This window comes from Streptomyces hesseae (genome assembly GCF_031845785.1).
Classification (GTDB): domain Bacteria; phylum Actinomycetota; class Actinomycetes; order Streptomycetales; family Streptomycetaceae; genus Streptomyces; species Streptomyces hesseae.
On the sequence record NZ_JAVRFI010000009.1, the window covers coordinates 1 to 12499 of the forward strand.

13 protein-coding genes are annotated in these 12499 nt (G+C 71.8%); 8 read left to right on the forward strand and 5 right to left on the reverse strand.

The window, feature by feature from the left end:
- Window positions 1-158 precede the first annotated feature (158 nt).
- From RM609_RS15930 to RM609_RS15940, 3 genes are all read right to left on the reverse strand, one after another.
- Window positions 159-788 carry a PH domain-containing protein gene (locus RM609_RS15930; RefSeq protein ID WP_311611465.1) on the reverse strand — a complete coding sequence of 210 codons (630 nt, stop codon included), beginning with the start codon at window positions 786-788 and terminating at the stop codon, window positions 159-161.
- Between the two features lie 28 nt (window positions 789-816).
- Window positions 817-1464 (reverse strand): class F sortase, encoded by a 648-nt coding sequence (locus RM609_RS15935; protein ID WP_311611467.1) that lies wholly within the window; start codon window positions 1462-1464, stop codon window positions 817-819.
- 86 nt (window positions 1465-1550) lie between these two features.
- Window positions 1551-2900: a hypothetical protein gene (locus RM609_RS15940; RefSeq protein WP_311611468.1), complete on the reverse strand. Its 1350-nt coding sequence runs from the start codon at window positions 2898-2900 to the stop codon at window positions 1551-1553.
- A 279-nt stretch (window positions 2901-3179) separates the two neighbouring features.
- Between RM609_RS15940 and deoC the strand changes: the two genes are divergently transcribed.
- Genes deoC through RM609_RS15955 form a run of 3 tightly spaced genes read left to right on the forward strand, consistent with a single transcriptional unit; the run spans window position 3180 to window position 6491 of the window.
- A complete protein-coding gene (deoC, locus tag RM609_RS15945; RefSeq protein WP_311611791.1) occupies window positions 3180-4181 on the forward strand; it encodes a deoxyribose-phosphate aldolase in 1002 nt (333 codons plus the stop codon).
- A 2-nt stretch (window positions 4182-4183) separates the two neighbouring features.
- Window positions 4184-5614, forward strand: a complete 1431-nt coding sequence (locus RM609_RS15950) for an aldehyde dehydrogenase family protein (RefSeq protein ID WP_311611469.1) — start codon at window positions 4184-4186, stop codon at window positions 5612-5614.
- A complete protein-coding gene (locus RM609_RS15955; protein WP_311611470.1) occupies window positions 5607-6491 on the forward strand; it encodes an aldehyde dehydrogenase family protein in 885 nt (294 codons plus the stop codon). The genes RM609_RS15950 and RM609_RS15955 overlap by 8 nt, the downstream gene beginning before the upstream one ends.
- Before the next feature lie 100 nt (window positions 6492-6591).
- Here the strand turns inward: RM609_RS15955 and RM609_RS15960 are convergent, their stop codons facing one another.
- On the reverse strand, window positions 6592-6960 hold the full coding sequence (locus RM609_RS15960) for a hypothetical protein (RefSeq protein WP_311611471.1): 369 nt from the start codon (window positions 6958-6960) through the stop codon (window positions 6592-6594).
- 152 nt (window positions 6961-7112) lie between these two features.
- Between RM609_RS15960 and RM609_RS15965 the strand changes: the two genes are divergently transcribed.
- Window positions 7113-7769 carry an ATP-binding protein gene (locus RM609_RS15965; RefSeq protein WP_311611473.1) on the forward strand — a complete coding sequence of 219 codons (657 nt, stop codon included), beginning with the start codon at window positions 7113-7115 and terminating at the stop codon, window positions 7767-7769.
- 147 nt (window positions 7770-7916) lie between these two features.
- Here the strand turns inward: RM609_RS15965 and RM609_RS15970 are convergent, their stop codons facing one another.
- On the reverse strand, window positions 7917-8672 hold the full coding sequence (locus tag RM609_RS15970; protein ID WP_311611474.1) for a SigE family RNA polymerase sigma factor: 756 nt from the start codon (window positions 8670-8672) through the stop codon (window positions 7917-7919).
- Window positions 8673-8891: 219 nt separating this feature from the next.
- On the opposite strand from RM609_RS15970, the gene afsQ1 reads away from it, so the two are divergent.
- The 4 genes from afsQ1 (at window position 8892) to RM609_RS15990 (ending at window position 12469) form a co-directional block, all read left to right on the forward strand.
- The gene (afsQ1, locus tag RM609_RS15975) at window positions 8892-9569 is read left to right on the forward strand and encodes a two-component system response regulator AfsQ1 (protein ID WP_189453544.1); all 678 of its coding nucleotides are present in this window, start codon (window positions 8892-8894) and stop codon (window positions 9567-9569) included.
- Between the two features lie 126 nt (window positions 9570-9695).
- A complete protein-coding gene (locus tag RM609_RS15980; RefSeq protein ID WP_311611475.1) occupies window positions 9696-11189 on the forward strand; it encodes an ATP-binding protein in 1494 nt (497 codons plus the stop codon).
- Between the two features lie 80 nt (window positions 11190-11269).
- A complete protein-coding gene (locus tag RM609_RS15985) occupies window positions 11270-11860 on the forward strand; it encodes a hypothetical protein (protein ID WP_311611477.1) in 591 nt (196 codons plus the stop codon).
- 54 nt (window positions 11861-11914) lie between these two features.
- On the forward strand, window positions 11915-12469 hold the full coding sequence (locus tag RM609_RS15990; protein WP_311611479.1) for a VanZ family protein: 555 nt from the start codon (window positions 11915-11917) through the stop codon (window positions 12467-12469).
- The last annotated feature ends 30 nt before the right edge of the window (window positions 12470-12499 follow it).

The window sequence follows — 12499 nt, forward strand, 5'->3', positions numbered from 1 at the left end:
GCACTTGGCACTAGCGGCGAAGAGCTCTTTACGCCCCTACCAGGGCCCATCCACCCCACCCCGCCCCCTCACGTTCCGGGCAATCGGGCGGGCGGGTGGGCGAAATCCCGCGCCGCCAGGCGCGGAAACCCCCACCGGCGGCGAGCCGAAAGCACCGGTCAGCCAGCCGCGGCAAGCCCCGCAAAGAGCGCGAGCCCCACAACCGAGGGCACAACCAACTCGTACGCCCACCGCACGGAGGGCGAACCCTGCGCCCCCGCCCGCGAAGCGCCCCGCTCCGCGAGCTCCCGCAGATCCTCGATCGCCTGATCGGACGGGGCCCGCAGAGCCCCGGAGGAGGAGCGGGCGGTCACGGAGACCCGCCCCGTCACATCCTCCGCCGCATCCCGCGCCTGCCGCCGCGCCGCCCGCTTGCGCTGCTTGAGCGACACGGGGATCGCCCAGAGCTGGTACTTCTTCCCGCCCGCGAAGACCTCGCTGGAGTAGCCCGCCCGGACGCCCTCGACCGAGGCCCACGGCAGGGTGATCGTGCGGAAGGGGTTCCGTACGAGCAGCCGGTCCTCCCCGGCCCACACCGCGGGCCGGATCGTGAACGCGACGATCAGCGGCACCGCGAAGAGCAGCCCCGCCAGCGCGAGCCACGGCGCGTTGCCCGTGCCGCGCAGCATCGCGTCGCCGCCCAGCCATGCGCACAGGGCGAGCAGCAGTACGCCGCCGCCGATGCCGGCGGAGGAGCGGAAGCACCGCTCGGCGTATTCCTGGCCGGAGGCGTCAGGGGATCTCGTCATGGCGCCGATTCTGCACGACCGGGCGCGGCTACGGACGACCGGTGGCGGGAGTGCTCGACGTGAGGTCGGCGTAGACGACGATGTTGTCGGGCCGGTGGCCGTCGCGGAGGTCGCCGCCGCAGGTGATGAGGCGGAGCTCCGGGCGGTCGGTGTTCCCGTAGACCCGCTGGGTGGGGAAGTTCTTCTTGTCGACCTGTTGCAGCTCGCGAACGGTGAAGGTCGCGGTGGAGCCGTCGGCGCGGGTGACGGTGACGCGGTCGCCGGCGCGGACCTTGGCGATGTCCTTGAGGACGGCCGGGCCCTCGGCGGTGTCGTAGTGGCCGATGAGGACGGCGGGGCCGGTCTCACCGGGGGTGACGCCCTTGTCGTACCAGCCGATGCGGTCGGCCTGGGCGACGGAGGGCACCTCGACGGTGCCGTCGTCGGCGAGCCCGAGTTCGAGGACGGGTCCGGTGTCGACCGAGGCCGCCGGGATGCTGACGCGTACGGGCTTGGAGGCGGGCAGCGCGGGGGCGGCGGAGGGGCGCGGGGCCGAGGTCGCCGACACATGGGCGCCGGCCTTGGCGGTGTGCGGGCCGGTGCCGCAGGCGAGCAGTCCGCCGCCGAGGGCGACGGCGAGCAGCGCGCCCGCCGCGGCCCGGCGGGCGCGGGCGGGGTCGCCGGAGGAGGGGGTCATGCGGAGCTCCTGGACGGGCGCTACGGCGCGAGGGCGGACCGCCGGTGAGGTGGCGGCCCGCCCTCGCGAGCGGATGGGGTCGTGGCTCAGGCGGCGGAGCCGGCGACACGGCGGCGCAGCACCGCGAAGGCCACGCCCGCGGCGCCGACGGAGGCGAGGGCGCCACCGGCCGCGAGGAGCATGGTGCCATTGCCGTCCTGCACGCCCTCGGCGCCGGCGGCCACGCCGCCCTCCGGGATCGCCTTGGTCTGGGCGAGCTGGGCAGAGGCGTTCTGGGCGGAGGCGTTGTTCGCGGCCTTGGCCGTGGTGACAGCCGTGGTGGCGGCCTTGGCGTCGGCCTTGCCGGCCGGCTGTCCCTTGGGGAGGGCGAAGGTCTTGGTGCCGCTGTCGCCGCTCACCTCGAGCACGGGGGCGGAGCCGTCGGCGTCGACCAGGCGGAGCTGGAGGCCCTTGATCGTCGCGGACGTGTTGTCGCGGTCGAGCTTGCCGACGACCTTGACCATGTAGTTGTCGCCGGGCTTCCACTGCTCGCCGACGTGGCGGATCCACGCCTCGGGACCGCCGGCCTCGGGGTCGTTGCGGAGCACGGCCACCATGCCGTTGCCGATGTAGACGACGTTGCCCGCGTAACGGACGGGGGTCACGGGGCCCTGACCCGCGCCGCCCTTGTCGTTGAGGATCTCGCCGGTCAGGGCGGTGAGGGTGAGCGTCATGCCGTTGTACTCGAACGTCACGTTCCGGCCGTTGGCCTTGACGGACTTGACGACCTCGCCGCCCGAGATGATGTCCACGCGGTGGGTCTCCGGACCCGACTCGTAGATCTTCGCCAGGCTGCCGTCCGCGAGGGTCACCTTGCGGTGCAGCCACCAGCTGCCGAAGACCTTCTGGCCGCCGAGGACCTCTCCGGTCAGGGCGGTGAGCGTGAGCTCCATGCCGTTGTACTCGAAGGTCTTGTCCCGGCCGTCGACCTTGACCGACTTGACGACCTCGCCACCCGAGATGATGTCCACGCGGTGGGTCTCCGGACCCGACTCGTAGACCTTCGCCACGCTGCCGTCGGAGAGGGTGAGGGTGCGGTGCAGCCACCAGCTGCCGACGACCTTCTCCTCGCCCTTACCGGCCTCGGCCTTGGTGCCGATCTCGGCCTTCGTGCCCGTCTCGACCTTGGTGCCCGTCTCGACCTTCGCACCGGTGTCCTTCTTGATGGCGCTGCCCGTGCCGGTGGCGGTCTCCGTCTTCTTCTCCTCCGCCTTGGCGGTGGCGGGGGTGACCGTGGCCGACTCGGTCGTCTTGGCGGCGGGAGCCGCAGGGGCCGCAGGAGCCGTCGGCTCCGCCGCGAACGCGGCGGTGGCCGGGGCCAGAACGGCACCCGCGAGGGCGGCGGTGGTGATCGCGGCACGCAGTGCGGAGCGGCGGCGCGGGGACAGAGCAGACATGCAGGGCTCCTAGTGTGGAGTCAGAGGTAGGGGATTCGCATGCCGCTTTCCTCGGTTCGGTTGAGGCCGGAGAGGGCGGGCGGTGTTGCTGAGAAGAATCTATGGATCTTGTGTGATCACGCCTTCGCGTATTTGTCACCAAACATCGACAGCAACCGGAAGATGAACCCTCGCTTCCCACTGAATATGGATGAGTCATGACATATCCCCCACCCCGGAAGAAGGCCCTCCGGAGGGGGTGACACGCGCTACGCGCGTAGATATGCTCATCCGGTGACCATGACCCCCTCCCCGAGGTTCTCCTCATCCGGCAACGAGGCCGCTGAGCGACTCGCTTCGATGGCGGACGTCACCGCCTCCGACGCCTCGCTGCGCCGCTTCCTGCACGGCCTCCCTGGCGTCGACCCGGTCGGGCTGGAGGCCCGCGCCGCGGCGCTGGGCACCCGATCGATCAAGACGACGGCGAAGGCGTACGCCATCGACCTGGCGATCTCCATGATCGACCTGACGACCCTGGAGGGCGCGGACACCCCGGGCAAGGTCCGGGCGCTGTGCGCCAAGGCCCTCAACCCGGACCCGACGGACCGCGGTACGCCGCGCACCGCCGCGATCTGCGTCTATCCCGACATGGTGGCGACCGCCGCCGAGGCCCTCGCGGGCTCGGAGGTGAAGGTCGCGTCCGTGGCCACCGCCTTCCCGGCCGGCCGCGCCGCCCTCCCCGTCAAGCTGGCCGACACGGCCGACGCCGTCGCCGCGGGCGCGGACGAGATCGACATGGTCATCGACCGTGGCGCCTTCCTGTCCGGCCGTTACCTCTCCGTCTTCGAGGAGATCAAGGCCGTCAAGGACGCCTGCGTCCGCCCCGACGGCACCGCCGCCCGGCTGAAGGTCATCTTCGAGACCGGCGAGCTGTCGACGTACGACAACATCCGCCGCGCCTCCTGGCTGGGCATGCTCGCGGGCGCCGACTTCATCAAGACGTCCACCGGCAAGGTCGCCGTGAACGCCACCCCGGCGAACACGCTCCTGATGCTGGAGGCCGTGCGCGACTTCCGCGCCGCGACCGGGGTACAGGTCGGGGTGAAGCCGGCCGGCGGCATCCGGACGACCAAGGACGCCATGAAGTTCCTGGTGCTGGTCAATGAGACCGTGGGCGAGGAGTGGCTGACCAACGAGTGGTTCCGCTTCGGCGCCTCCAGCCTGCTCAACGACCTGCTGATGCAGCGCCAGAAGCTCAGCACCGGGCGCTACTCCGGTCCCGACTATGTGACGGTGGACTGACCATGGCTTTTGAATACGCTCCGGCGCCCGAGTCGCGCTCGGTCGTCGACATCGCCCCGTCGTACGGGCTGTTCATCGACGGCGAGTTCCGCGAGGCGTCCGACGGGAAGGTCTTCAAGACCGTCTCGCCGTCGACGGAGGAAGTGCTGTCCGAGGTCGCGCAGGCCTCGGCCGAGGACGTCGACGCGGCCGTGAAGGCCGCCCGCAAGGCGTTCGAGAAGTGGTCCGCGCTGCCGGGCTCCGAGCGCGCGAAGTACCTCTTCCGCATCGCCCGGATCATCCAGGAGCGCTCGCGCGAGCTGGCCGTCCTGGAGACCCTGGACAACGGCAAGCCGATCAAGGAGACCCGCGACGCGGACCTCCCGCTGGTCGCCGCGCACTTCTTCTACTACGCGGGCTGGGCCGACAAGCTGGGCCACGCCGGTTTCGGGCCGGACCCGAAGCCGCTGGGCGTCGCCGGCCAGGTCATTCCGTGGAACTTCCCGCTGCTGATGCTGGCGTGGAAGATCGCCCCGGCGCTGGCCGCGGGCAACACCGTCGTGCTGAAGCCGGCCGAGACCACGCCGCTGTCGGCGCTGTTCTTCGCCGACATCTGCCGTCAGGCGGGCCTGCCGAAGGGTGTCGTCAACATCCTCACCGGTGACGGCACGACCGGCGCCGCGCTCGTCGCGCACGACGGGATCGACAAGGTCGCCTTCACCGGCTCCACCGGCGTCGGCAAGGCGATCGCCCGGACCGTCGCCGGTACGGACAAGAAGCTCACCCTGGAGCTGGGCGGCAAGGGCGCCAACATCGTCTTCGACGACGCGCCGATCGACCAGGCGGTCGAGGGGATCATCAACGGGATCTTCTTCAACCAGGGCCAGGTCTGCTGCGCCGGTTCGCGCCTGCTGGTGCAGGAGTCGATCCAGGACGAGCTGCTGGACGCCCTGAAGCGCCGGATGTCCACGCTCCGCGTGGGCGACCCGCTGGACAAGAACACCGACGTCGGCGCGATCAACTCCGCCGAGCAGCTGGCCCGTATCCGGGCGCTGGCCGACAGCGGCGAGGCCGAGGGCGCCGAGCGCTGGGCCCCGGCCTGCGAGCTGCCGGCGAACGGCTACTGGTTCGCCCCGACGCTGTTCACGGGCGTCTCCCAGGCGCACCGCATCGCCCGCGAGGAGATCTTCGGCCCGGTGCTCTCCGTGCTGACCTTCCGCACCCCCGCCGAGGCCGTGGCCAAGGCCAACAACTCGGAGTACGGCCTGTCGGCCGGCATCTGGACCGAGAAGGGTTCGCGGATGCTGGCCGTGGCGAGCAAGCTGCGCGCCGGTGTGGTGTGGGCCAACACGTTCAACAAGTTCGATCCCACGTCGCCCTTCGGTGGTTACAAGGAGTCCGGTTTCGGGCGCGAGGGCGGTCGTCACGGTCTGGAGGCCTACCTCGATGTCTGATCGGCTCAGTGTCTTCAAGACCTACAAGCTGTTCGTCGGGGGCAAGTTCCCCCGGTCCGAGAGCGGGCGGGTGTACGAGGTGACCGACTCCAAGGGCAAGTGGCTCGCCAACGCGCCGCTGTCGTCCCGCAAGGACGGCCGTGACGCCGTCGTCGCGGCCCGCAAGGCCTTCGGCGCATGGTCGGGTGCCACCGCGTACAACCGCGGCCAGGTGCTCTACCGCGTCGCCGAGATGCTGGAGGGCCGCCGGGACCAGTTCGTCGCCGAGGTGGCCGACGCCGAGGGGCTCTCGAAGTCCAAGGCCGCCGCCCAGGTGGACGCCGCGATCGACCGCTGGGTCTGGTACGCGGGCTGGACCGACAAGATCGCCCAGATCGCCGGGGGCACCAACCCGGTGGCGGGGCCGTTCTTCAACGTCTCCTCCCCCGAGCCGACCGGTGTCGTGGCCGTCGTGGCCCCGCAGGAGTCGTCGCTGCTGGGCCTGGTCTCCGTGATCGCCCCGGTGATCGCCGGCGGTAGCACGGTGGTCGTCGTCGCGTCCGAGAAGGCGCCGCTGCCCGCGCTGTCGCTGGGCGAGGTGCTGGCCACCTCCGACGTGCCCGGTGGCGTGGTCAACATCCTGTCCGGCAAGGCCGCGGAGATCTTCCCGGCCCTCGCCGCCCACCAGGACGTCAACGCCCTCGACCTCGCGGGTGCCGACGCCGAGCTGGCGAAGGCCCTGGAGACGGCCGCGGCCGACAACCTCAAGCGCGTCGTCCGTCCACAGGCTGTGGACTGGTCCGCCGACCCGGGCACCAAGCGCCTGATGGCGTACCTGGAGACGAAGACCGTCTGGCACCCGACGGGTTCGCTGGGCGCGGGCGGCTCGTCCTACTGACCGGCCCCCGGTCGTGACATGACGGCCGTGACATGACGACGGCGGCGGTTTCCCTCACGGGAAGCCGCCGCCGTCTTCGTCGTGTCCGGACGCCGCCGGTTCAGCCGCCGTTGCCCGGCAGCACGTTCAGCGCCTGGCCCACCAGGGGCAGATCGCCGACCTGGCCCCGGTTGGTGACCGGGGAGGTCACCACGTCGGTGCCGACCGGCTTGAAGTCCGCGACCTGGGTGCGGGCGCCGTTGTTCAGCGGGTCCACCGGGGTGGCCGCCAGCGGGTGGTACTTGAAGGACTTCAGCACCGGCGAGAGGCCCTCGACGGACTTCTCCAGGGCGATACCGGTGCCCACGAACGCCGCCCCGACGTCCGTGCGGCCCAGCTGGGCGCGTGGCGCCTGCGGTTCGGCGTGGGCCGTGGCCGTGCCGCCCGCGGCGAGTGCCGCGCCCGCGGATACGGTCAGCCCGACGCGCATCAGCGTGCGCCGGCGCGGAGGGGGAGGGAACGCGTGACGTGCGTGACGTGCGTGGGAGGCCATGACCACCTGCCGTGAGAAGGTAAGGAACGACAACGCAACGTAGTGGATCGACTACTTAACGCGCACGTCGCGACCCAGGGGGATCCCCCATGCGGCCCAATGCCTCACACTGGTGTCCCGTGACCTCCCACTCGCCCGCCGCGCGCGTCATCCTGCTCACCGGCCCCTCCGGCTCCGGAAAGTCCTCCCTCGCCGCCCGTACCGGGCTGCCGGTGCTCAACCTCGACGACTTCTACAAGGAGGGCGACGACCCGACGCTGCCGCTCCTCCCTGACGGCGGCGGCACGGACTGGGACTCCCCGCTGTCGTGGGACGCGGAGGCCGCCGTGGCCGCGATCGACGCGCTGTGCCGCACATTCCGGACGAACGTGCCGGTCTACGACATCTCCACCAGCTCGCGGACCGGTGAGAGCCGTCTGGACATCGGGCGGACCCCGCTGTTCATCGCCGAGGGGATCTTCGCCGCCGACGTCATCGACCGCTGCCGGGAACTCGGGCACCTCGCGGACGCCCTGTGCCTGCGCGGCCGCCCCTCCGCCACATTCCGCCAGCGGCTGCTGCGCGACATCCGCGAGGCCCGCAAGCCCGTCCCGTACCTGGTCCGGCGCGGCCTGCGGCTGATGCGCGCCGAGCGCGGCATCGTGGCCCGCCAGACGGCGCTGGGCGCCTTCGCCTGCGGCCGGGACACCGCCATGGGCCGGATCGCCGCGGCGGCCGCCGGCCACCGCGAGACCGTCCGCGTCTGAAGAAACACGTCTGAAGAACGCGTTCTGAAGAAACGGCGAGAGCGGGCCCGGCGATCCCCCCGACCGCCGGCCCGCTCTCTTCCCCCGTTTTCCCCCGTTGGTCCTGCTGTTCCCCCCGTCGACCCGGTCTGTTACGACCCGGGTCCGTTACGCCACGAGCTCCCCGAAGGACTCGCGGACGCCCCGCTCGGAGCCGATCGTCTCGTCCTCGCGCAGCCGCCGCAGCGACCGCCAGATGCTGCTCTTGACCGTGCCGACGCTGATGTCCAGGATCTCCGCGATCTCCGGGTCCGTACGGCCCTCGTAGTAGCGCAGGACCAGCATGGTGCGCTGGAGCTCGGGCAGCCGGGCGAGCGCCTGCCAGAGCACGGCGCGCAGCTCGGTGCCGCGCATCGCGTCCGAGTCGGCGGCCGTCTCCGGCAGCTCCTCGGTCGGGTACTCGTTCAGCTTCCGGCGGCGCCAGGCGCTGATGTGGAGATTGGTCATGGTGCGGCGCAGATAGCCGCCGACCGCCGCCTTGTCGGAGATCCGGTCCCAGGCGCGGTACGTGGAGAACAGCGCGCTCTGGAGCAGGTCCTCCGCCTCGTGGCGGTCACCGGTCAGGTGGTACGCGGTCGCGTACAGGGAGGCCCGGCGCTCCTGGACGTAGGCGGTGAACTCCGCCTCCGTCCGCGACACACCGGTGTCGCTCCCCCCGTCGGCCGTGGCGGCGCCCCCCGCGCCCACCGTGGCCTCCCCGTACGCGATCGCGTCGATGGCCACCATGTACGGCGGCCTTGCCGTGCGTCCGGTGCCGCGAGCGCACCCCCGCCCGCCCACGGCACCGGACTTCTCGGTGCCCCGCCCGGCGTCGTGCAGGCGCGTGCGAACTGCGCTGGTCGCAGTGGCGTGCAGTGCGTTCATCTCGCGCCCCCCGTCGGTGGAGCCAGTTGGGTCCGGCAGTGTTTCCCGGACCTCTGTCCTGCCCGGTGCATCACAGCCTGCCGGGCCAGTTTCATGGCGTTGTCCGCCGACTGTCACAGCACTGCAACAGGCCCCGCCGCGCCCGTTGCGGGACCGGCCGGGGTCGCTGCGGCGTCCTTCTGTCGAACTACCGGCCACTCTTAGGCCAGAATGACCACTGTGCCTTTCCTGTTGCTGATCGAGGACGACGACGCCATCCGCACGGCTCTGGAGTTCTCCTTGTCCCGCCAGGGTCACCGTGTGGTGACCGCCGCGTCGGGCGAGGAGGGCCTGAAGATGCTGCGGGAGCAGCGTCCGGATCTGATCGTGCTGGACGTGATGCTGCCCGGCATCGACGGCTTCGAGGTGTGCCGGCGCATCCGGCGGACGGACCAGTTGCCGATCATCCTGCTGACCGCGCGCAACGACGACATCGACGTGGTGGTCGGGCTGGAGTCCGGCGCCGACGACTATGTGGTCAAGCCGGTGCAGGGCCGGGTGCTGGACGCCCGGATCAGGGCGGTGCTGCGCCGGGGCGAGCGGGAGTCCAGCGACTCGGCGTCGTTCGGTTCCCTGGTCATCGACCGGTCGGCGATGACGGTCACCAAGAACGGCCAGGACCTCCAGCTGACCCCGACCGAGCTGCGGCTGCTGCTGGAACTCAGCCGCCGGCCGGGCCAGGCGCTCTCCCGGCAGCAGCTGCTGCGGCTGGTGTGGGAGCACGACTACCTGGGCGACTCCCGGCTGGTGGACGCCTGTGTCCAGCGGCTGCGCGCCAAGGTCGAGGACGTGCCGTCCTCCCCGACGCTGATCCGTACGGTCCGCGGGGTGGGGTACCGGCTGGATGCCCCGCAGTGATGCCCTGCCATTACAGGTGGTTCCGGGGGCGGTAGTGACGATGACGAGGACTGAGAGCGGACAGTGACAGAAGAGCCCGGTCGGGTGCGGGGCTGGGCGGCGGCCAGGAACGTGCTGAAACCGGGGATGCGGTGGATCAGCCTGCGGCTGCGCCTGATGCTGGTCTTCGCGCTGGTGGCCCTCGCCGCCGCCGTCTCCGCGTCGGCCATCGCGTACTGGCTGAACCGTGACGCGGTCCTCACCCGGACGCAGAACGCCGCCCTGGACGACTTCCGCAAGTCGTTGCAGGACAACACCGGTTCGTTGCCGCTCGTGCCCACGTGCGCGGATCTCCAGGAGGCGGCCGACCGGATGGCGGCCACCTCGCAGAAGTACGAGGTGCTGCTGATCGGCGCCGTCAAGGGCGGCACCACCTGCGCCGCGCCCTCCGACCGCGATCTGTTCACCCTGACCGTCGTGCCGAAGACGCTGGTCACCGCCGTCAACCGGGAACGGAAGGTCGACGAGTCCAACCCCTACCCGTACCACCTGTACTGGCAGCGGATCACCCTCGGCGGCAAGCCGTATCTGGTCGGCGGCGCGAAGGTGATCGGCGGCGGGCCGACGGGCTATCTGCTCAAATCCCTGGACAACGAGCGGGCCGACCTGAACTCCCTGGCCTGGTCGCTGGGGATCGCCACCGGCCTGGCGCTGATCGGCTCGGCGCTGCTGGCGCAGGCCGCGGCCTCCACGGTGCTGCGGCCCGTGCAGCGGCTCGGCGACGCGGCGCGCAGACTGGGCGAGGGGAAGCTGGACACCCGGCTGCGGGTCTCGGGCACGGACGAGCTGGCGGATCTGTCGCGGACGTTCAACAAGACGGCCGAGGCCTTGCAGAAGCGGGTGGAGGACCTCAGCTCCCGGGAGGCCGCCAGCCGCCGGTTCGTCGCCGACATGTCGCACGAGCTGCGCACCCCGCTGACGGCGATCACCGCCGTGACGGAGGTGCTGGAGGACGAGGCGGACTCCCTCGACCCGATGATCGCGCCGGCGGTGCAGCTCGTGGTGAGCGAGACCCGCAGGCTGAACGACCTGGTGGAGAACCTGATGGAGGTCACCCGCTTCGACGCGGGCACGGCCCGGCTGGTCCTGGACCACGTGGACATCGCCGACCAGATCACGGCGTGCATCGACGCGCGGGCCTGGCTGGACGCCGTCGAGCTGGACGCCGAGCGCGGCATCATGGCCCGGCTCGACCCGCGCAGGCTCGATGTGATCCTGGCCAACCTCATCGGCAACGCCCTCAAGCACGGCGGTTCGCCGGTGCGGGTCTCGGTGCGGCAGACGGAGGAAGCGCTGGTGATCGCGGTGCGCGACCACGGGCCGGGCATCCCCGAAGATGTTCTCCCGCATGTCTTCGACCGCTTCTACAAGGCGAGCGCGTCGCGGCCGCGTTCGGAGGGCAGCGGTCTGGGCCTGTCCATCGCGCTGGAGAACGCCCATATCCACGGCGGTGAGATCACCGCCGAGAACTCCGCCGAGGGCGGTGCCGTCTTCACCCTGACGCTGCCGCGCGAATCGGAGCCGGACGGCGGCGCCGGCGCGGCGCCCGAGCGGGGCCCGGCCGAGGGAGAGAGCCGATGAGCCACCGGTCCGGTCCGTCCCGTCGATCCGCCCGTTCCATCCGTTCCACCCGTTCTGTTCGTTCCGCCGTCGTCCGCACGGTGGCCCTGGCGGCCGGGGTGTCCGCGCTCGCCGCCGGGCTGTCGGGCTGCGGCATCCGGGGCACGGCCGTGCCCGTGGACGCCGGGAGCGCGCCCTCGCGGGCCACGTGCGTGGTGCACGGTCCGCAGGCCTCGGCGACCGCGGGCAGCGCCACCACGTCCGTTCAGTTGCTGTGCACCTCGCTGCTACTCCCCGTGACGCGGCTGGTGTCCGTGCCGGAGGGCGGCGACCCGGCGGCGCTCGCCCGGGCGCTGCTGGACGAGCTCAAGCGGCCGCCCTCGCCCGCCGAGGACGACGCCGGTTTCTCCACGGCGGTCCCCCAGCAGCTGACCGTCGGCGGTCCGGCGAAGGGCGATCCGGCGGGGACGCTCCGGCTGAACATGCCCCCCGACGACCTGGCCCCGCTCGCGCTCGCGCAGGTCGTGTGCACGTTCGCGGGGACGCCGGCGGCCGACGCGCGGCCCACGGTGATCCTGGGCGGGCCGACGGGCGACCGCCCCAGGAGTTACGTCTGCACCGACGAGACCCGTACGCATCCGGAGACGGTGCAGAGCAACGGCAGCCCCCTGCCACCGGCCGACGGGCGCTGACTCTCTGTACCCGGACGCGGAACCGCGCGCCCCGCGTGCAGCGTCATGGGGGGCGTGCAGCGTCATGGCTACGGCGGTACGCCCGCCCTCCGACACCGCTACCGCGTGGCGGGCTGTTTCCTCCTGGCCGTCCATCTCCTCGTGGTCGGCTGGCTCGCCCTGCGGCCGTTGACCGCGCCCTGGGTGAGCCCGGCGCATATGGAGCCGCTGGCCACGATCCGTGCCGATCTGGCGCTGAGTCCCTGGGCGGCCGCGCGCTCGCTGGGGGCGGCGGTGCTGCCGTTCGCGCCGCTGGGGGTGCTGCTGCCCTGGGCGGCGGGCCGGCTCACGGCGTCGACGCTGGGTTCGCTGGCCCGGACGGTCTTCACCAGCGCGATGCTCTCGCTGGCCCTCCAGGTGGTGGGGAGCGGGGTGGCGGGCCAGGTGCTGGACGTGGACGCGCTGCTGCTCAACATCACCGGGGTGACGGCCGCCCACCTCGCGGTCGTCCCGGCGGTACGGGCCCGGCTACGCCGCAGGGCCGAGGCGGGACCTACCCGGGCCCCCCGCCGGGAGGAGGCGGAGTGCGCCCTGACCCCGACGATCCCCAGGGTCGGGATCGCCCCGTAGAGTGACGCTTTGCCCGGTGCGGCGGCCGTA